The organism is Streptomyces antnestii (genome assembly GCF_004005495.1).
Taxonomy (GTDB): domain Bacteria; phylum Actinomycetota; class Actinomycetes; order Streptomycetales; family Streptomycetaceae; genus Streptomyces; species Streptomyces antnestii.
Genome location: NZ_RZYA01000006.1, coordinates 248823 through 268292, shown reverse-complemented (window position 1 = coordinate 268292; position 19470 = coordinate 248823). Strand labels below are relative to the sequence as shown.

The 19470-nt window shown below is 69.4% G+C and carries 18 protein-coding genes and 1 tRNA gene; 9 read left to right on the top strand and 10 right to left on the bottom strand.

The genetic code is table 11. The annotated features are described in order from the left end of the window. Positions 1–470 precede the first annotated feature (470 nt). The 3 genes from EOT10_RS15805 to EOT10_RS15795 all read right to left on the bottom strand — a co-directional run bounded on the left by EOT10_RS15805 (position 471) and on the right by EOT10_RS15795 (position 3217). The gene (locus tag EOT10_RS15805) at positions 471–2552 is read right to left on the bottom strand and encodes a hypothetical protein (protein ID WP_223280988.1); all 2082 of its coding nucleotides are present in this window, start codon (positions 2550–2552) and stop codon (positions 471–473) included. Between the two features lie 51 nt (positions 2553–2603). Next, positions 2604–2960: a hypothetical protein gene (locus EOT10_RS15800; protein ID WP_127828825.1), complete on the bottom strand. Its 357-nt coding sequence runs from the start codon at positions 2958–2960 to the stop codon at positions 2604–2606. A 185-nt stretch (positions 2961–3145) separates the two neighbouring features. Then, positions 3146–3217 (bottom strand) — tRNA-Cys (locus tag EOT10_RS15795). Positions 3218–3419: 202 nt separating this feature from the next. Between EOT10_RS15795 and EOT10_RS15790 the strand changes: the two genes are divergently transcribed. The 4 genes from EOT10_RS15790 (at position 3420) to EOT10_RS15775 (ending at position 8975) form a co-directional block, all read left to right on the top strand. Beyond that, complete coding sequence (locus EOT10_RS15790; RefSeq protein WP_127828824.1) at positions 3420–4931, top strand: MFS transporter; 1512 nt, start codon at positions 3420–3422, stop codon at positions 4929–4931. 247 nt (positions 4932–5178) lie between these two features. Beyond that, positions 5179–6987 (top strand): DEAD/DEAH box helicase, encoded by a 1809-nt coding sequence (locus tag EOT10_RS15785; protein ID WP_127828823.1) that lies wholly within the window; start codon positions 5179–5181, stop codon positions 6985–6987. Positions 6988–7316: 329 nt separating this feature from the next. Next, on the top strand, positions 7317–7958 hold the full coding sequence (locus EOT10_RS15780; RefSeq protein ID WP_127828822.1) for an IclR family transcriptional regulator: 642 nt from the start codon (positions 7317–7319) through the stop codon (positions 7956–7958). Positions 7959–8180: 222 nt separating this feature from the next. After that, the gene (locus EOT10_RS15775; protein WP_127828821.1) at positions 8181–8975 is read left to right on the top strand and encodes a S16 family serine protease; all 795 of its coding nucleotides are present in this window, start codon (positions 8181–8183) and stop codon (positions 8973–8975) included. A gap of 25 nt (positions 8976–9000) precedes the next feature. On the opposite strand, the gene EOT10_RS15770 is transcribed toward EOT10_RS15775, so the two are convergent. The 5 genes from EOT10_RS15770 to EOT10_RS15750 all read right to left on the bottom strand — a co-directional run bounded on the left by EOT10_RS15770 (position 9001) and on the right by EOT10_RS15750 (position 13296). After that, a complete protein-coding gene (locus EOT10_RS15770) occupies positions 9001–9969 on the bottom strand; it encodes a glycine betaine ABC transporter substrate-binding protein (protein ID WP_127828820.1) in 969 nt (322 codons plus the stop codon). Further along, complete coding sequence (locus tag EOT10_RS15765) at positions 9966–10826, bottom strand: ABC transporter permease (RefSeq protein WP_127828819.1); 861 nt, start codon at positions 10824–10826, stop codon at positions 9966–9968. The genes EOT10_RS15770 and EOT10_RS15765 overlap by 4 nt, the downstream gene beginning before the upstream one ends. After that, positions 10823–12079, bottom strand: a complete 1257-nt coding sequence (locus tag EOT10_RS15760) for a betaine/proline/choline family ABC transporter ATP-binding protein (protein ID WP_223281000.1) — start codon at positions 12077–12079, stop codon at positions 10823–10825. The genes EOT10_RS15765 and EOT10_RS15760 overlap by 4 nt, the downstream gene beginning before the upstream one ends. A 64-nt stretch (positions 12080–12143) precedes the next feature. After that, positions 12144–12791 (bottom strand): ABC transporter permease, encoded by a 648-nt coding sequence (locus EOT10_RS15755; RefSeq protein ID WP_127828817.1) that lies wholly within the window; start codon positions 12789–12791, stop codon positions 12144–12146. A gap of 34 nt (positions 12792–12825) precedes the next feature. Next, on the bottom strand, positions 12826–13296 hold the full coding sequence (locus EOT10_RS15750; RefSeq protein ID WP_127828939.1) for an Lrp/AsnC family transcriptional regulator: 471 nt from the start codon (positions 13294–13296) through the stop codon (positions 12826–12828). 122 nt (positions 13297–13418) lie between these two features. Between EOT10_RS15750 and hppD the strand changes: the two genes are divergently transcribed. The 4 genes from hppD to nthA are packed head-to-tail and all read left to right on the top strand — an operon-like array spanning position 13419 to position 15759. After that, positions 13419–14573 carry a 4-hydroxyphenylpyruvate dioxygenase gene (gene hppD / locus EOT10_RS15745; protein WP_127828816.1) on the top strand — a complete coding sequence of 385 codons (1155 nt, stop codon included), beginning with the start codon at positions 13419–13421 and terminating at the stop codon, positions 14571–14573. Positions 14574–14595: 22 nt separating this feature from the next. Beyond that, a complete protein-coding gene (locus EOT10_RS42990; protein WP_127828815.1) occupies positions 14596–14880 on the top strand; it encodes an SH3-like domain-containing protein in 285 nt (94 codons plus the stop codon). Then, entirely contained in the window at positions 14873–15166 is a 294-nt protein-coding gene (locus tag EOT10_RS42985) for an SH3-like domain-containing protein (protein WP_348539243.1), read from the top strand. The genes EOT10_RS42990 and EOT10_RS42985 overlap by 8 nt, the downstream gene beginning before the upstream one ends. After that, positions 15166–15759, top strand: coding sequence for a nitrile hydratase subunit alpha (nthA, locus tag EOT10_RS15730; protein WP_127828814.1), 594 nt, complete (start codon positions 15166–15168; stop codon positions 15757–15759). The genes EOT10_RS42985 and nthA overlap by 1 nt, the downstream gene beginning before the upstream one ends. On the opposite strand, the gene EOT10_RS15725 is transcribed toward nthA, so the two are convergent. Continuing rightward, on the bottom strand, positions 15722–17443 hold the full coding sequence (locus EOT10_RS15725) for a tetratricopeptide repeat protein (protein ID WP_189491590.1): 1722 nt from the start codon (positions 17441–17443) through the stop codon (positions 15722–15724). The genes nthA and EOT10_RS15725 overlap by 38 nt on opposite strands. Positions 17444–17552: 109 nt before the next feature. Here EOT10_RS15725 and EOT10_RS15720 point away from each other — a divergent pair, with 109 nt between their 5' ends. Beyond that, the gene (locus EOT10_RS15720) at positions 17553–18923 is read left to right on the top strand and encodes an FAD-binding oxidoreductase (RefSeq protein ID WP_127828813.1); all 1371 of its coding nucleotides are present in this window, start codon (positions 17553–17555) and stop codon (positions 18921–18923) included. Positions 18924–18972: 49 nt separating this feature from the next. On the opposite strand, the gene EOT10_RS15715 is transcribed toward EOT10_RS15720, so the two are convergent. After that, positions 18973–19452, bottom strand: coding sequence for an SsgA family sporulation/cell division regulator (locus tag EOT10_RS15715; protein WP_127828812.1), 480 nt, complete (start codon positions 19450–19452; stop codon positions 18973–18975). Positions 19453–19470 lie beyond the last annotated feature (18 nt).

Below are 19470 nucleotides of genomic sequence, written 5' to 3'. Positions count from 1 at the left end.
CCGTCTGAGGTGGGGGATCTTTCGGTCGTGCGTGAGCTTGAGGGTCAAGGTGAAGTACTCCTTTGGTTCGCCCTGGCATCGCGTTGTGGCGATTGCTCCGTCATCGCCAAGCGCGGCGCGGTCTGCCAGATTTATGCGTTGAGGCTCCCATAGGCCAGTGACCGAGTTATTTGGTGACGCGTACTTCAAGGGATCGATAGCGTCTGCGTGCCACGTGAAGGTGATGTCGAGGGCTTCGGTTCGATCGACGGAAACGGTGCACACATCGCGCCCCTTTCCACCCCAACCCGCGGTGTGCCACTCGCTGACTTTTCCCGTGGATCTCAGGAGTGGTTTGGTGAACTCTGGCTCGACTAGAGTGCCGCAAACCTTCTTGGGGATCTCGGGAGTTGGGCCGCTGCAAGCGGCAAGGGACGTGAGCGCGATACAGGCGGCCGGTGCCGCTAACCTGATCCGTGTTCGCGATTGAGTCATTTGCTCATCTCCCCAGAAACGCCGCGGGCACAGTCGACCCCGGAGGTCGCGGCCCGGTCGATCACGTTCTTGGTGCCGTAGCTAGAGTCGTCGGTTTCATGAACCTTGCGCCACTGCTCCGCAATCGCCATCAGTTGCTCATTTCGATCCCTATAGTGGGCGACATTTTCGTCGGCTGCCTTGTCGTCGAGCTTCTTCTGCTCGTCAGCCAGCCACCTCTCCGTCACATAGTCGACGCCTGATTGGATTTCGTCGCCGCCTACGGGGATGTAGCCGATGGCCTGGTCAACCATCCATTTGTGTTTGAACTCTGCTGTCTTCGGGTCGCCGGCGGCGTCGACCCGAGCTTGCTCAAGAAACCCCACGGTTCGGCCTGCTCGGATCAGTGAGTCATCGGGGTGCTTTTGGTGTGGCGCATGGATATCGGCCACGACGGCGTGGTTCACGCCGCTATTGAGCGCCGTATAAGAGCCCTGGTCCTTGGAGAGCTGTTTCACGACCTCGTAGAGCTGGTCCTGCTTCAGCGGTGCTCTGTGCATGTCGACCGCGCTAGCCGCCGCATGCACCGTATCCCCGTGGTTGACCAGGATCTTCGCCATGGGTTCGCGGAGTGATGGGGGGAATTTGTCGCCCTCTTCTGACAGGTACTTCAGTGAGGACTTGAAAACCTTGTTGTTGTCCGCCGTGTGTTCGACGTATTTGGCGTCGGGGTTCGACGGGTCCAGGCCCGTTGCGCCTGCCTGGAGTGCCGCCGCCAGGCCCGCTCGGGTGTCCTTGTCCTGGGACGGGGTGTAGACCGTCGCCTTCGCCGCCTCTTCCGTGTGCAGCGTGACCTTCCAGTCGCGGTCGTGCGTCAGGTACTTCATGCGGTCGTCGTCACTGAGGTAATGCGCCGCCGTGGCCGGCTCGTGGCTCATGATGCCGAGGACGCCGTCCACTGGGTCGTTGGCGAACCAGCCGTCCCGCTTCCCGCTGTACTCGCCCTTCAGGTCCCAGATGTCGGGGTTCTTTCGCTCGGCCTTGATCATGTCGTCGCCGAGGTTCTCCAGGAATTCGCGCCCGTATCCGTTTCCTCCCCCATCCCCGTGCTGCATGAGCGTGACCAAAGACTGGTATCCGCGGATCTTGTCCAGCTTGGCTGCCTGGACGTCGGTTTCGTAGCGGGCTACTCCCGCCTTCCGCATTTCCGTGCGCCAGTTCTTGTACCACTGGGAATGGGGGTTGTTCGTGGCCGTCGCCAGGGAGTTGGCCAGGCCGGTTTCGAGGGACGCGTAGTTCGCCGCGTGGCGCGGGTCCGTTACGTGAGCCAGGTCGCCCAGGCTGTTCGTCAGGCGGATCGTGCCGCTCGGGCCGAGGCTGTCCAGGAGCGTGCGGCTGAATGTCGGATCATGGCTGTTGTCTCGGAACGATCGTTGCAGTTCCGAGAGTTGGTGAGGGGTGAGGCGATCGCCGTTGGCCAGTTTGAGCGCCGATTCCTTTGCCGCTTCGGCCTCATATCGTTCGATGTCGCCTTGGGCGTGCGCGTTGAAGCCGTTTCCCGTTCCGTCGGTCAGATCCGAGTCGAAGACGGCCGCGCTCAACGCGATCTCGACGCCCGCGTCGGCGTCCCCCACCGCACGCACCGCCTTGTCGATACGACCTTGCCAGGAATCGACCGCCCGTTGAACCTGTGCCCTGCTCGCCGGGTCGTGCATCGCCGAGCCCGACTCGCTCGCCGCCGCGCGTTCCTCGTCGTACGCCACCACGCCCCTGTCCGACACCTTTATGCCGGCCTTGACCGCCTCCCGGTGCTCGGATTTGAGGTGGCCTCGCAAGGTCGTGAACTGCGCGTGCGCGTCCCGGAGGAGTGAGGCGATCGCCCTGGCTTCTGTCTGGGCGTTCCGGAATTCGTGGAGGGTCACGTCGAAGCGTTTGCCGGCCGCGTCGGCGCTCACGCCGGTCCAGGCCGTCGGGGACGGCGGGCCCGGGGTGATCCCGTGCACATCCCGCTCGTAGTCCGTCTCCCGCTTTCCGAACTCCTTCGCCATTCCGTCCCAGCGGTCTGCTGCCGCGGTGAGCGTGGCGAGGTCGGTGGTCATGATCTCGTGGTACGTGGGCATGGACTGGTCGGGTCCTCGCGTCCTCGGTGGTCAGTAGTTGTCCAGTGGTGACGTCGTCCTGATGTGTGCTCCTACTCCGAAGTCCGTGCCTTGGAGTACTGCGGTCGTGGCGCGCAGCGACACCTTCTCCGAACTCAGCCTGTTCATCAGGGACTTCACCTGATCGCCCCAGGCCTTGTGCGCCTTCTTCAGTGACGACGACGTGACCCAGCCGTGGCCGTCCTTCGCGTCGAACGCCCTGACGGCGGCCCCCGTGTCCTCGTCCGCCCACTCGCCCGAGCGGCGCGTGTCGGGTTCGATGTGGTTTTCGATCGCCCGGACCGCGGCGTGTTTCCGTGCCGGTGACGAAGTGAGGTTCTGCTGCCCCTGGGCAGGTCCGATGGCCATGGTGTTGGTGTCCTCGCCGTAGTCGTTCCCCAGTCGTGTACTCCGCCTCGCCGTCAGGCCAACTGCCGTGCGGCCAAGCGGGATTCTGGGCAACGAGGGAGCGGAGGCGCTGGTCACCGGCGTCACCCGGATGAGGGAGAACGACGAAAGGGGCGCCCCGTGAATCGGAGCGCCCCTTTGTAGGGAGGCCGTGACCGGAATCGAACCGGCGTGCTTCGCTTTGCAGGCGAATCCCTCAACCACTCGGGCACACGGCCAGGTTGAACTGGATGACTTGACCGTACGGGGGCCCGGCGCTGGGGCTCAAGAGGGCTGTGAGGGCTGCAATGTGACTGCCATACGCCGTTCATCGGGGTTCATCGGGGTTCATCGGGGTTCATTGGGCGTAGGACCAAGGGACCAGGAGCAGGGTGACTCTTGACAGGGGCCAGCCGTGGTTTTGGCCCTTACTCTGACCGTATGACCGCCCTGGAACCGCGTGACGACACCGATGTTGTCGCCAACCCCAACCCCAACCCCAACCCCACCCCCACCTCCACCGATATCGGTACCGGTACCGGTACCGGTACCAGTACCGACCCCACCCCCGGCGTCCTCAGTCGTCCCTACCGTTCCCTCAGCATCGGCATCGTCTCCGTCGTGCTGCTGATCGCCTTCGAGGCGACCGCCGTCGGGACCGCCATGCCTGTCGCCGCGCGGGAGTTGGGCGGGGTGTCGCTGTACGCGTTCGCGTTCTCCGGGTACTTCACCACCAGTCTCTTCGGGATGGTGTTCTCGGGGCAGTGGGCCGACCGGCGCGGGCCGCTGGGGCCGTTGGGGGCGGGGATCGCGGCGTTCGCGGTGGGGTTGCTGCTCGCCGGGACCGCCGGGTCCATGTGGATGTTCATCGCCGGGCGGGCCGTGCAGGGGCTTGGTGGCGGGCTGGTCATCGTTGCGTTGTACGTCGTCGTCAGCCGGGCTTATCCGGAGCGGTTGCGGCCCGCGATCATGGCCGCCTTCGCCGCGAGCTGGGTGGTTCCCTCCGTCGTCGGGCCGCTCGCGTCGGGGGCCGTGACCGAGCACCTCGGGTGGCGGTGGGTGTTCATCGGCATTCCCGTGCTTGTCGTGTTTCCGCTGGCGCTCGCGCTGCCGCAGATACGGCGGCGGGCGTCTGGGCCCGCGGAGGGGGCGGGAGCAGGGGGCGTCGACGGTCGTCGGATCCGGCTTGCCCTCGGGATCTCGCTCGGAGCGGGACTGCTTCAGTACGCCGCCCAGGACCTGCGGTGGCTCTCGCTCCTGCCGGGTGCCGCCGGTGTCGCCCTGCTCGTGCCGGCCGTGCTCGGGCTGCTGCCCCGCGGGACGTACCGGGCGGCGCGCGGGCTGCCGTCGGTGGTGCTGCTGCGGGGGATCGCCGCGGGGTCGTTCATCGCGGCCGAGTCGTTCGTGCCGCTGATGCTCGTCACGCAGCGCGGGCTCACGCCGATGCTGGCCGGGCTCTCGCTCGCGGTGGGCGGGGCCACGTGGGCGCTCGGGTCGTACCTCCAGGCCCGGCCCCGCTTCGAGCCGTACCGCGAGCGGCTGATGGCGGGCGGAATGCTGCTGGTGGCGGCGGCCGTCGCCACCGCGCCGAGCGTGCTGATCCACGCCGTGCCGGTGTGGATCGTCGCCGTGGCGTGGGCCTTCGGATGCCTGGGCATGGGCCTGGTCATCGCGTCGACGAGCGTCCTGCTGCTCCAGCTGTCGGCGCCCGAGGAGGCGGGGGCGAACTCCGCCGCCCTCCAGATCTCGGACGGCCTTTCCAACGTCGTACTGCTCGCCGTGGGAGGAGCGGCTTTCGCGGCGCTCGGGGGCGGATCGGTGGGCGCCGCGCACGGTGCCGCGGCGGCCGGAGGGTCGCATCCGGCGGCGTTCGCGGCCGTGTTCCTGCCGATGGCGGCGGTCGCGCTGGTGGGGGTGTGGGTGGCCACGCGGGTGCGGGCCGCGGCGCGCTGACCGACCGGTGTGAGGCCGTGTGAGGCCGTGTGAGGCCTGTCGCATCCATGCCGTACGTCCCCGAGTCAGCCCCGGGAAGCGAGGGGCTCACCGGTAGGGTGGCCCGGTTGTCGTACGTACCCGATCGCTTCGATCATCCGTACCCGATCGCTCCGATCGTCCGTACTCCAACGCTCCGATCACCGCCCGTCCCGCGCACGTGACACGCCTCGTCGCCCCGTTCCCGCGCCCGTCGAACCCGGAGACCGTGACTACCACCGCCGCCGCCACCGCCTCTTCCGCCTCCTCCCACCACCTCTCACCCGCCTTCCCCGGCCGCGCCCCCTGGGGCACCGCGGGCAAGCTGCGTGCCTGGCAGCAAGGGGCCATGGAGAGGTACCTGCAGGAGCAGCCGCGAGACTTCCTCGCCGTCGCCACGCCGGGCGCCGGCAAGACGACGTTCGCGCTCACCCTCGCGTCCTGGCTGCTGCACCATCACGTCGTGCAGCAGGTGACCGTGGTCGCGCCGACCGAGCACCTGAAGAAGCAGTGGGCGGAGGCGGCCGCGAGGATAGGGATCAAGCTCGATCCCGAGTACAGCGCGGGGCCGCTCAACAAGGAGTACCAGGGCGTCGCCGTCACGTACGCCGGTGTGGGCGTACGGCCGATGCTGCACCGCAACCGCTCCGAGCAGCGCAAGACCCTCGTCATCCTCGACGAGATCCACCACGCCGGTGACTCGAAGTCGTGGGGCGAGGCGTGCCTGGAGGCGTTCGAGCCGGCCACCCGCCGCCTCGCCCTCACCGGTACGCCGTTCCGCTCCGACACCAACCCGATCCCCTTCGTCCAGTACGAGGAGGGGAACGACGGCATCCGGCGGTCGTCCGCCGACTACACGTACGGCTACGGCAGCGCGCTCGGCGACGGCGTCGTGCGGCCCGTCATCTTCCTCTCCTACAGCGGCAACATGCGCTGGCGGACGAAGGCCGGTGACGAGATCGCCGCCCGCCTCGGCGAGCCCATGACCAAGGACGCGATCAGCCAGGCCTGGCGCACCGCCCTCGACCCGCGCGGCGAGTGGATGCCGAGCGTGCTGCGCGCCGCCGACCAGCGGCTCAGCGAGGTCAGGAAGGGCATCCCGGACGCCGGCGGTCTCGTCATCGCCGCCGACCAGGACTCCGCCAGGGCCTACGCCAAGCTGATCCGGGAGATCACCGGCACGAAGCCCACCACCGTCCTGTCCGACGACACCGGCGCGTCGAAGCGGATCGACGACTTCTCCGCGAGCGACGACCGCTGGATGGTCGCCGTCCGCATGGTGTCCGAGGGCGTCGACGTGCCCCGCCTCGCCGTGGGTGTCTACGCGACGACCATCTCCACCCCTCTCTTCTTCGCGCAGGCCGTCGGCCGTTTCGTACGGTCCAGGCGGCGCGGCGAGACCGCGTCCGTCTTCCTGCCCACCGTCCCCGACCTCCTCGGCTTCGCCAACGAGATGGAGGTCGAGCGCGACCACGTGCTCGACAAGCCGAAGAAGGAAGGGGAGGAGGACCCCTACGCCGAGTCCGAGAAGGAGATGGACGAGGCGAACAAGCAGGAGGACGAGGACACGGGGGAGCAGGAGCAGTTCTCCTTCGAGGCCCTGGAGTCCGAGGCCGTCTTCGACCGGGTCCTCTACGACGGCGCCGAGTTCGGCATGCAGGCCCACCCGGGCAGCGAGGAGGAGCAGGACTACCTCGGCATTCCCGGGCTCCTCGAACCCGACCAGGTGCAGATGCTGCTCCAGAAGCGGCAGGCCCGGCAGATCGCGCACAGCAAGAAGAAGCCGGACAGCGAGGCGGATCTGCTGGAGATGCCGGCCGAACGGCGGCCCGTCGTCTCGCACAAGGAGCTCCTCGAACTCCGTAAGTCGCTCAACACGATGGTCGGCGCGTACGTCCATCAGAGCGGGAAGCCGCACGGGGTCATCCACACCGAACTGCGGCGCGTGTGCGGGGGGCCGCCGAGCGCCGAGGCCACGGCGGGGCAGCTGCGGCAGCGCATCGCGAAGGTCCAGGAGTGGGCCACCCGCATGAAGTGAGTCGTGTGCGCTGCGTGTAGACGTGGTGCACGCTCCGTCGATATCACCTCTGATAACGGGGTGAATCGGTACAGGTCGGGATAGTTACTGCCCGGATTCTGGACGTAGTCTTCCGCTGAGCGGGACGACCTCGCTACATTCCCGGCAACGCACACGCCCCGTGGCAGAGCCGCCGCGGAGCGCAGCCGGTGCGCCATGCGCCTCCGCCCGGGACCTCCGAACCCCGGGTCGATTGCCGACCGGCGGCCTCTGACGCGCGTCGCCCACGGGACCGGCGTCGCAACCGCCGTCGAGGGGGCCGCCGACCTCACCACTAAGGAGTGGGCGTCGTGACCGCGGAGACCTCCCAGACGCTGGACCGGGGACTGCGAGTCCTCAAACTGCTCGCCGACACCGACCACGGACTGACGGTCACCGAGCTGTCCAACAAGCTCGGCGTCAACCGCACCGTCGTGTACCGGCTGCTCGCCACGCTCGAACAGCACACCCTGATCCGCCGTGATCTCGGTGGGCGGGCCCGGGTCGGGCTTGGCGTGCTGCGCCTCGGCCGCCAGGTGCATCCGCTGGTACGGGAAGCTGCGCTGCCGGCGTTGCGCTCTCTCGCCGAGGACATCGGGGCGACGGCGCATCTGACGCTGGTCGACGGCAGCGAGGCGCTCGCCGTGGCTGTCGTCGAGCCGACCTGGACGGACTATCACGTCGCCTACCGGGCCGGGTTCCGGCATCCGCTCGACCGGGGGGCCGCGGGCCGCGCGATACTCGCTGCGCGGCAGGGGCTTGTGCCTGAGCCGGGGTACACGTTGACGCATGGCGAGCTTGAGGCCGGCGCGTGTGGGGCTGCGGCGCCGTTGGTCGGGGTGACCGGGGTCGAGGGGAGTGTGGGGGTCGTGATGCTTTCGGACTCCGTCCCCGAGCGGGTGGGGCCGCGGGTTCTTGATGCGGCGCGGGAAGTTGCCGACGCGTTGCGCTAGCGCTTGGCTTGGTGGGTGTTTGTGCGGGGAGCGTGGGTTTTTTGCGCAGTTCCCCGCGCCCCTTATAGGGGCTTGTTTTCGGGTGCGGGTTGGTTGTGGCTTGTCGCGCAGTTCCCCGCGCCCCTTATAGGGGCGTTTTCGTCTGCGGACCTCGTCGTGGCTTGTCGCGCCGCTCCCCGCGCCCCTTAAGGGGCGCGTTGGTGGGGGCGTTAGATTGGGGCCGTGCTTCTTTCTCGGTTTTCTCGGCCTGTGGCTCTTGGCGTTTGTGCTGTGCCGGTGGTGGCTCTGCTTGCTGTCGCGGGGTTTGCTCCGTTGCCGTTCGCCGTGGCGCAGCCGGGGCCGACCACCGATGTGCTCGGGGACTCGAAGGGGAAGCCCGTCATCGAGATCTCCGGGGCGCCGACCCGGGACACCTCGGGCAAGTTGCGGATGGTGACGATCGTGGCCACCGGGCCCGATGCGCAGGTGAGTCTGGGTGACGTCGTCGACGGCTGGTTCCGTACGGACCGTGCCGTCATGCCCCACGACTCCGTGTACCCGTCGGGCGGCTCCACCAAGGAGATCGAGCAGCACAATCTCGGCGAGATGAAGAAGTCGCAGGACTCCGCGACCGCGGCGGCCCTCGGCTACCTCGGCAAGAGCCCCGCCGACGTGAAGGTGAAACTCCAGCTCGGGGACGTCGGCGGGCCCAGCGCCGGGCTGTTCTTCTCGCTCGGCATCATCGACAAGCTGGACGGCAACGGCAGCGGCGGTGACCTCACGGGCGGCCGTTCCATCGCCGGTACCGGCACCATCACCGCCGGCGGGAAGGTCGGCGCGGTCGGCGGTGTCTCGCTGAAGACTCAGGCGGCCTGGCGCGACGGCGCGAAGGTGTTCCTGGTGCCGAAGGCGGAGTGCGGCGACGCCACGTCCGAGGCGCCGAAGGGCCTGCGCCTTATCCCGGTGACGAACCTGAAGGGCGCGGTCTCCGCGCTGACCAGTCTGGAGAGCGGCAAGGGTTCGGTTCCGCACTGCTGACCCGGCGCCCCTGGGAGCCCTGGGGTCACTGCGTCACGAAGCCCTCCTGCACCAGCCACGCCAACGCCACGTCGTGCGGGTCCTGGCCCTCGACGTCGACCTTGGCGTTCAGTTCCTGCGCCACCGTGTTGTTGAGCTTCTTCGTGATCGGTTCGATGACCTTCGCCATCGCCGGGTACTTCTCCAGCGCCTTCGTGTTGATCTCCGGCGCCGCGTTGTAGTTCGGGAAGAAGTGCTTGTCGTCGGCCATCACCCTGAGGTGCATCGCCCTGATGCGGCCGTCGGTCGTGAAGACCTCGCCGAACGTGCACGTGCCCTTCGCGGCCTGGGTGTAGATGATGCCGGTGTCCATCTGGGTCACATTGGCGGTGGGGATCTTCATCCCGTACGCCTTCTCCATGCCCGGCAGGCCGTCCGCGCGGTTGGCGAACTCGCTCTCCACGCACAGCGTGACGGCCTTGGGGTCCTTCTTCGCGAGCGCGGCCACGTCGGAGAGCGTCTTCGTGCCGTACTTTTTGAAGTTGGCCTCGTTCGTGGCCAGCGCGTACGTGTTGTTGAGCGCGGACGGCGGCAGCCAGGTGATGCCGTTCTTCAGGTCGGCTTCGTGCACGGCCTGCCACTGGGCCTGCGGGTTCGGGATGGGATGCGAGTTCCCGAGATACGTGATCCAGGCCGTGCCCGTGTACTCGTACATGGCGTCCGCGTCACCGTTCTTGACCGCCTCACGGGCGCCGATCGAACCCTGGATGCCGGTGCGGTCGAGCACAGTCGCGCCGGCCGCCTTGAAGACGATGCCCATCATGGCGCCGAGGATCAGCTGTTCGGTGAACTCCTTTGACGTGACGGTGAGATCGGCGCCCTTGAGGGGCTCGCCCCGGCCGACGGAGCCGGGCTTCACGTCGTCGACGAGCGGGCTGCCGCTGGTGAGCCCGCAGCCGGCGAGCAGGGCACCGACGAGGCCCGCTGCCGCCGCCGCACGGTACGTACGCCTCATGAACGCACCTCCAGGCCGCGCGGCCGCAACAGGAGTTCGGCGAGCGAGGCCAGCCAGTCCACGAGCAGGGCGAGCGCGACCGTCAGGATCGAGCCGAGCACCAGGACCGGCATGCGCTGGTTGGTGATGCCCGTGGTGATCAGGACGCCGAGCCCGCCACCGCCGCCGAACGTGGCGAGGGTCGCCGTGCCCACGTTCAGGACGAGCGCCGTGCGCACGCCCGCGAGGATCAGCGGTACGGCCAGCGGGAGTTCGACCTTGCTGAGGACGCCGAACGGCGACATGCCGATGCCGCGCGCCGCTTCGAGGAGCGTGGGGTCGTTGGCCTTCAGGCCCGCGATCGTGTTGGAGAGCACGGGCAGGATCGCGTAGATGATGATGCCGATGAGGGCCGAACGGCGGCCGATGCCCAGCCAGATGACGAGCAGGGCGAGGAGGCCGATCGCGGGGGTGGCCTGGCCCATGTTGGCGAAGGCGAGCGCGAACGGGGTCGCCCTGCGGAAGGCCTTGCGGGTCAGCAGGATGCCCAGCGGGATCGCGATGATCAGCACGAAGAACGTGGAGACCACCGTCAGGTAGATGTGCTGGCGCAGCAGCTTCCACACCTGGCCGCCCGCGATGGCGTTCTCGGAGATCGTGTCCAGGTTCGCCTGCTGGAACCAGAGCCAGGTGGCGAGCAGCACGGCCACGATCAGGGCCGGCAGGAACGTGAGCTTCTGCCAGGAGATCCGGCGCTTCTCACGGACCGGTGGCGGGGGCGCCTCCTGCTCGGCCTCGCCGTCGTCGCGGAAGGCGACGCCCTTGACCTCGTGCTCGCCCTCGGGACGCTTGTCCGTGGGCGACTTGGGGGTGTTCACGCGGCCGGCCCCCCGTCGCCTTCCTGCTCCTGGTGGGTCTGCTGGGCGCGCAGCTCCTCCAGCTCGTGCTGGTGCTCCACGGCCTCCAGGCGGTCGGCGTCCAGGAGTTCGTGCACGGAATTCATCAGCGTCTCCATGTCGACGACGCCCTCGTACTCGCCGCGCCGCCCGGTGACCGCGACCCGGCCCGCGTTGTCGGTCAGGACCGCTTCGAGGGCGTCGCGCAGGGTCGCGTCACGCGTCACCGTGTCGTGCACGAGGGTGCCCGCGCGGGCCAGCGAGCCCTTCGCGCGCATCAGGTCGCCGCGCCGCAGCCACTTGTAGGGGCGGCGCCGCCTGTCGAGCAGCAGCAGCTCGTTGGTGCCCGCGTCGCGCAGCTTGTCGAAGATGGTCTGGAGGGGGTCGTCGACCTGCACCGTCGGATAGTCGGTGACCTCCACGTCCCGTACGCGGGTCAGGTTGAGGCGCTTCAGGGCGGCGCCCGCGCCGACGAAGCCGGACACGAAGTCGTCGACCGGGTTGGTGAGGATGGCCTCGGGGGTGTCGAACTGGGCGATGTGCGAGCGCTCGCGCAGGACGACGATGCGGTCACCGAGCTTGATCGCCTCGTCGAAGTCGTGGGTGACGAAGACGATCGTCTTGTGCAGCTCGTGCTGGAGGCGGATCAGCTCGTCCTGGAGGTGGTCGCGGGTGATCGGGTCGACCGCGCCGAACGGTTCGTCCATCAGCAGTACGGGCGGGTCGGCCGCCAACGCCCGTGCCACGCCCACGCGTTGCTGCTGGCCGCCGGAGAGCTGGCGCGGGTAGCGGCCGCGGAACTCGGCCGGGTCGAGACCGACCAGGTCCAGCATCTCCTCGACGCGCGCCTTGATCTTCCCCTTGGGCCAGCCGACCATCTTCGGCACGAGGGCGATGTTCTGGGCGACGGTCATGTGCGGGAAGAGGCCGGAGGACTGGATCGCGTAGCCGACCTTGCGGCGCAGCTTCACCGGGTCCATGTCGGTGACGTCCTCACCGGCGATCCTGATGCGGCCGCTGGTCGGCTCGATGAGCCGGTTGATCATCTTGAGCAGGGTGGTCTTCCCGCCGCCGGAGGGGCCCACGAAGATGACGGTCTCGCCCGCCTTGATCTCCAGGCTGACGTTGTCGACGGCGGGGAGGGGCGATCCGGGGTAGCGCTTGGTGAGGTTCTCCAGCTCGATGGTCGCGCCGGTGGTGCTCGACGGGGTCGGGCCGGCGGGATCACTGGTCACCGTGGCGGTGGCCGTGGAAGTCGCGGACGCGGGCACGGATGCGGACACGGACTCGGGCGCGGATTCAGGCACGGATCCCCCTCGGGATGGTCAGGCGGCCGATGAGGACGTACGCGGCGTCGAAGAGCAGAGCGAGGATGATGATGCCGAGCGTGCCGGCGAGCACCTGGTTGAGCGCGTTCTTGCTGCCCAGGGACGCGATGCCGCGGAAGATCTCGTTACCGAGGCCGGGGCCCGACGCGTAGGCGGCGATGGCGGCGATGCCCATCAGCATCTGGGTGGAGACCCGGATCCCGGTGAGGATCGGCGGCCAGGCGAGCGGCAGCTCCACCTTCGTGAGCCGGGCGGCGCGGGACATGCCGATGCCCCGCGCCGCGTCGATCAGCGAGGGGTCCACGCCCCGCAGGCCCACGATCGCGTTCCGCACGATGGGCAGCAGCCCGTACAGGGTCAGCGAGATGACCGTCGGCGGGACGCCGAGGCCGACGATCGGGATCAGCAGACCGATCATGGCGAGCGAGGGGATCGTCAGGATGCTCGACGTCGTGAGGGTGGCGAGGTTGCCCGCCCACTCGCTGCGGTAGGTGAGGACGCCGATCAGCACGCCGATGAGGGTCGCGACGACCATGCACTGGAAGACGGCGCTGGCGTGCTGGTAGGCGTCCGCCAGGAGCTGCTGGTGGCGGTTGCTGATGTAGTCCCAGAAGTTCACGGGCGTCACCTCGCCGGGGGGACTTCGGTGCGCGTCAGGTATCTCCCGACGCCTGTTCCACCAGCGGGATGATCCGCAGCGGAACGGGATTTTCCATGACGATCGCCGTGGAAGCCCGGACGATGCCATCAAAACCCACGACCCGGTCGATCACACGTTGGAGATCGGCGTTCGAGCGGGCCACGAGACGGCACAGCATGTCGCCGCTGCCCGTGGTCGTGTGGAGCTCCAGGACCTCGGGCACGGTCGTCAAGTGCGCCCGGACATCGGCCCCTTGGCCCTGCCGGATCTGGAGCGTGGCGAACGCCGTGACCGGATAGCCGAGCGCCGCCGGGTCGACCTGGGGACCGAAGCCGCGGATGACTCCGTTCGACTGAAGCCGGTCGAGTCGCGCCTGCACGGTGCCGCGGGCGACCCCGAGGCGCCGGGACGCTTCAAGGACCCCGATCCGCGGCTCGCGCGCCAGCAGCAGGATCAGCTGCCCGTCCAGATGATCGATCGCCATACCGGCCTCCGGGGTGGTCATCATGTACACATCGCCCGCCCATATTGGCGATCCACTGAGCACATTGACCACCCGAAGCGCGAACTATTGCGCACCTTGTGGTTCGGAGAGAGCCTCAGGCCATGGCAGCTACTTCTGCGAACATCCACCCCACCCCCCACACCGCGCGCGAGGCCGATCCCTTCCCGGTCAAGGGCATGGACGCGGTCGTCTTCGCCGTGGGCAACGCCAAGCAGGCCGCCCACTACTACTCGACCGCCTTCGGCATGAAGCTCGTCGCCTACTCCGGACCGGAGAACGGCAGCCGCGAGACCGCCTCCTACGTGCTCACGAACGGCTCCGCCCGCTTCGTGTTCACCTCCGTCATCAAGGTCTCCACCGACTGGGGCCAGTTCCTCGCCGACCACGTGGCCGAGCACGGCGACGGCGTCGTCGACCTCGCCATCGAGGTCCCCGACGCCCGCGCCGCGTACGCGTACGCCGTCGAGCACGGAGCCCGGGGCATCACCGAGCCGTACGACTCCAAGGACGAGCACGGCACCGTCGTGCGCGCCCAGATCGCCACGTACGGCCAGACCCGCCACACCCTCGTCGAGCGCACCGGGTACGACGGCCCGTACCTGCCAGGCTTCGAGGCCGCCGCCCCGATCGTCGAGCCGCCCGCCAAGCGCACCTTCCAGGCCATCGACCACTGCGTCGGCAACGTCGAGCTCGGCAAGATGAACGAGTGGGTGGCCTTCTACAACAAGGTCATGGGCTTCACGAACATGAAGGAGTTCGTGGGCGACGACATCGCGACCGAGTACAGCGCGCTGATGTCGAAGGTGGTGGCCGACGGGACCCTGAAGGTGAAGTTCCCGATCAACGAGCCCGCCATCGCCAAGAAGAAGTCCCAGATCGACGAGTACCTGGAGTTCTACAACGGGGCAGGCGTCCAGCACATCGCGCTCGCCACGAACGACATCGTCGCCACCGTACGGACCATGCGCGCGGCCGGCGTCCAGTTCCTGGACACCCCCGACTCGTACTACGACACCCTCGGCGAGTGGGCCGGCGAGACGCGTGTCCCCGTCGAGACCCTGCGCGAGCTGAAGATCCTCGTCGACCGTGACGAGGACGGCTACCTGCTGCAGATCTTCACCAAGCCGGTCCAGGACAGGCCGACCGTGTTCTTCGAGATGATCGAGCGGCACGGCTCGATGGGCTTCGGGAAGGGCAACTTCAAGGCGCTCTTCGAAGCGATCGAGCGGGAGCAGGAAAAGCGCGGCAATCTCTGACCTGCCCTCCTAGTCTGGCCGCATGGCCAGGATCAACGACGTAGGCGGCATGACAGGGTTCGGCGTCATCGACACCACCGACGACGCCGAACCCTTCCACGCGGACTGGGAGGCGCGCGTCTTCGCACTGCAGCGCGCGCTCCTGGTCAAGAAGATCTTCAACCTCGACGAGTTCCGGGACGCCGTCGAGACGATGCCGCCGCAGGAGTACCTCGCGGCCTCGTACTACGAGCGGTGGTTCCACGCCATCCGCACGCTCCTCGAACGCAAGGGCGTCATCGGGGAAGGGGCGCTGGACGATGACTGACGAGTCCGCGCGGACCGGCCGCTTCGCGCCGGGCGCCCACGTCCGCACCTACCTCCACGACCCGCCGCACCACACCCGCCTCCCGCGCTACGCCCGCGGCAAGCGCGGCGTCGTCGTCGAGCCGGAGGGGCCGGCACCGCTCGCCGACGTGCGCGCGCAGGGGCGGGACGACGCCCCCGTGGAGATGATCTACGCGGTCCGGTTCACGGCGCGTGACCTGTGGGGCGAGGGCGACCACCACGTCGTGCTCGACCTGTCGGAGAGCTACCTGAAAGAGGCCGAGTGATGTCCGGTACCGACACGCACGACGACGCGGTGATCTCCCGTCAGGTACGGCGCCTGGAAAGCCTGTTGGAGGAGAAGGGCATCGTCGGCGGGGACACCGTCGACGAGGTCATCGACGGGTTCCTGGCGGGCGCCTCGCCGGTGAACGGCGCCAAGGTGACGGCCCGCGCGTGGACCGACCCGGCCTACCGGGAGCGGCTGCTCGCCGACGGCACGGCCGCCGTGGGTGAACTGGGCTTCTCCTCCGGGGGAGTTCAGAAGCAGCGGCTACGGGTCGTCGAGAACACCGCCGGCACCCACAACATCATCGTCTGCACGCTGTGCTCCTGCTATCCGCTGCGCCTGCTGGGCCCCTCGCCCGGCTGGTACAAGTCGGAGGCGTACCGCTCGCGCGTCGTCCGCGACCCGCGCGGCGTCCTCGCCGACTTCGGCGTGACGCTCCCGGAGTCCGTGGACATCACCGTCTGGGACTCCAGCGCGGAGACCCGCTACATGGTCCTGCCGAGGCGCCCCGCGGGCACGGACGATCTGAGCGAGGAAGAACTGGCCGGCCTTGTCACCCGGAACGGTCTGATCGGGACTGCTGTCCTGTAGGGGCGCCGCCGCTGTCGCCTGCCGGGGGCGTCGGCCTGGGCGGGGCGGAGGGGCGGGTCGCGGGGGCCGGGGCCGTGGGCTTCGCCGGGGCCGGCTTCTGGGGCGCGGGGCGTTCGGACGTGGGGTTCGCGGCGTCCGGGGAGGAGCCTGATGCCGGGTTCGCGGCGTCCGGGGCCGAGCCCGATGCCGGGTTCGCGGCCTCCTGGGCTGAGCCCGGCGCCGGTTCCTCCCCGCCCGCCTCCCGCGCGTCCTCGGGGCCGCCCGGCGGCGGCTCGCCCAGCGCGGCGAGAGCCTGCCCGGCCGGCCCGGACAACAGCGGTGAGAACTTCGGATTGAGCCGCAGGGCCTCGCCGAGGTGCCGGCGGGCCGGGCCGGCGAGCCCGAGCGCCCGCTCCACCTCGCCCCGGTGGTACGCGAACAGCGCGCTCCGCACACCGCCCCCGTGCTCCGGGTCCGTCGAGCGCCGCACGAACCCCAGCGCCTCCTTGTCGTCGCCGGCACGGTGCAGCGCCCAGCCGAGCGCGTCCGCGGTCCGCGCGCTCGGCGCCCGCTGCCACTCGGCCCGCAACCGGGTCACGGCCGCCCGGGGATCCCCGTGGTCCGCCTCGAACCGGCCGAGGGCGAGCGCGTCGTCGACCCCGTCCGCCCCGTCCGCCCGCACCCGCGCCCGCAGCACGTCGTACTGCGCGCGCGCCGCCCCGGCGAGCCCGATCGACTCGTACAACTCACCCAGTTCCAGGGCGTATTCGGGCCGTGGATACTTGTCGAGGGCACTCCGGTACGCCCGCAGCGCATCCGACGTACGGCCGAGGGACGTCAGTGCGCGGCCCTTCCCGGCGAGCGACGCGTGGTCGCCGGGGTCCGCCGCGAGCGCCGCGTCGAAGTAGTTCAGCGCCTGGGCGGGCTCGCCCCGCTCCCACGCCAGCTCACCGAGCCGGTACAGACACGCGGCCTGCTCGGCGGGCGTCGAGGCGAGCGCCGCCGCGTCGGACAGGGACGCGGTCGCGTCCTCGCGCCAGCCGCGGTCCCGGTAGACCTGCCCGGACTCCGCCATCACCGCCGCACCCGAGTGCAGCTCGGTGAGCCTGTCCAGGGCCTTGCCCACGGCCTTGTAGTCACCGAGCCCGCCGTACGCGTCGAGCAGGCCCGGATACGTCAGCCATCGCTTCGGCGCCAGCTTCACCGCCGCCTCGCCCCACTCCTTCGCGGCGCCGTAGTCGTGCCGCGCGTTCGCGAGCGCGGCGAGCCCGTTCAGGGCCTCCACGTTCCCGCCGGGCCGCGTCTTCAGCGAGGTCCGCAGGGCGCGCTCCGCCTTCGGGTAGTTCGCAGGGTCGGCCGTCCGCGTCCCGCGCTCCACGTAGGCGGCCCCGAGCACCGCCCACGAGCGGCCGTCACGCGGATGGGACCGCACACGCGACTCCCGCTCCGTGATGAGCGCCGACAGATCGGACAGTGCCGGGGCCGCCCCCGCGGCCGCCGCGAGCAACGCCCGGTCGGCGGGCCCCGGCGCGGGCGGCCCGGTGCGCTGCGACGAGGGCAGCACCAGCAGGACGCCGCCGAGCACCACGGACCCCGCGACGGAGGCGATGAGCACGCGCTTCGCCAGGGGGGACGGACGCCGGCCCGGCTCGGGAACGACGTCGGCCGGAGCCTGCTGCTCCTCTTCGATCTCCGCGATCTTCATGGCGCACACTGTGCGTCAATACGAAGAGCACATCACGGCAACATCCCGGCCAGTGGGAGGGCGTCGCCGACGGGTTCACACCGATGGCCCCGAGTGCGACGCTGTGATCATGAGCCGCACACTCGTCGAACGACTTCAGCAGGGCCTGCCGGCCGGCGCGGTCCTCACCGACCCCGACATCACGGCCTCGTACGCCCACGACATGGCGAGCTTCTGCGACGCCGGAGCACCCGCCGTCGTGGTCCTGCCCCGCACCGTCGAACAGGTCCAGCACGTCATGCGCACGGCCACCGAGCTGCGCGTCCCGGTCGTCCCGCAGGGCGCCCGCACGGGCCTGTCGGGCGCGGCGAACGCGTCCGACGACTGCATCGTGCTGTCCCTCGTCAAGATGGACCGGATCCTGGAGATCAACACCGTCGACAGGATCGCGGTCGTCGAGCCGGGCGTCATCAACGCCACGCTCTCACGCGCGGTGAACGAGAAGGGCCTCTACTACCCGCCGGACCCGTCCAGTTGGGAGATGTGCACCATCGGCGGGAACATCGGCACGGCCTCCGGCGGCCTGTGCTGCGTGAAGTACGGGGTGACGGCGGAGTACGTCCTCGGCCTCGACGTCGTCCTCGCCGACGGCCGGCTCCTGACCACCGGGCGCCGCACGGCCAAGGGCGTCGCGGGCTACGACCTGACCCGCCTGTTCGTCGGCTCCGAGGGCAGCCTCGGCATCGTCGTACGGGCCACGCTCGCGCTCAAGCCCGAACCGCCGCAGCAGCTCGTCCTGGCCGCCGAGTTCGCCTCCACGGACGCCGCCTGCGACGCCGTCTGCAAGATCATGGAGGGCGGCCATGTCCCCTCCCTGCTCGAACTCATGGACCGTACGACGGTGAAGGCCGTCAACGCGATGGCGAACATGGGGCTGCCCGAGACCACGGAGGCGCTGCTCCTCGCCGCCTTCGACACCCCGGACCCCGCCGCCGACCTCGCCGCCGTCGGCGCCCTGTGCGAGGCCGCGGGCGCCACCCAGGTCGTCCCCGCCGAGGACGCCGCCGAGTCCGAACTCCTGCTCCAGGCGCGGCGTCTCTCGCTCACCGCGCTCGAAGCGGTCAAGGGCACGACGATGATCGATGACGTGTGCGTGCCGCGCTCCCGGCTCGCCGAGATGCTCACTGGCGTCGAACGTATCGCCGATAAGTACGGCCTCACCATCGGCGTCTGCTGCCATGCGGGCGACGGCAACACCCACCCCACCGTCTGCTTCGACGCCCAGGACGCCGACGAGGGCCGCCGGGCCCGCGAGTCCTTCGACGAGATCATGGCGCTCGGCCTCGAACTCGGCGGGACCATCACCGGCGAACACGGCGTCGGCGTCCTCAAGAAGGAGTGGCTGGCGCGCGAGCTCGGCCCGGTCGGCGTCGAGATGCAGCGCGCCGTCAAGGCGGCCTTCGACCCGCTCGGCCTGCTCAACCCGGGCAAGCTCTTCTGACGCCCGCCACTCCCTGATATGCGCGTGACCGCCCCCGTGCGCCGCGCGCTCACTCACCGTCCTTGGACTCGTCCGAGGGCCACGGGTCGCTCAGCCACAGTTCGTCGACGCGGCCGGTGGTGGGTGCGAGCAGCTCGGCGAGGCCGTCGTCGATGCCGAGCCGCTCGGACTCAGAGCCCGGAGGAACCACCCGAAGCGTCCGCTCCAGCCAGGCGGACACGGCGGCGGCGGGCGCCTCCAGGAGCGCGTCGCCGTCCGGTGAACTCAGCGCCATGAGCACGACGCTGCGGCGGTCGACCTTCGTCGGCCACACCCGCACGTCCCCGTGCCCGCACGGCCGGAACACCCCCTCGACGAGCAGTTCACGGGCGAACGTCCAGTTGACCGGGTGCTCGCTGCCGATGTGGAAGGCGATGTGGACGGCGTACGGGTCGTTCGTCCGGTAGGTGAGCCTGGCGGGGACAGGGATGCTGCGCTCGGGCGACAGGACGAGCCTCAGCTCGAGTTCGCGTTCCACCACGGTGTGCATGAGTGCGGTTCCTCTCCT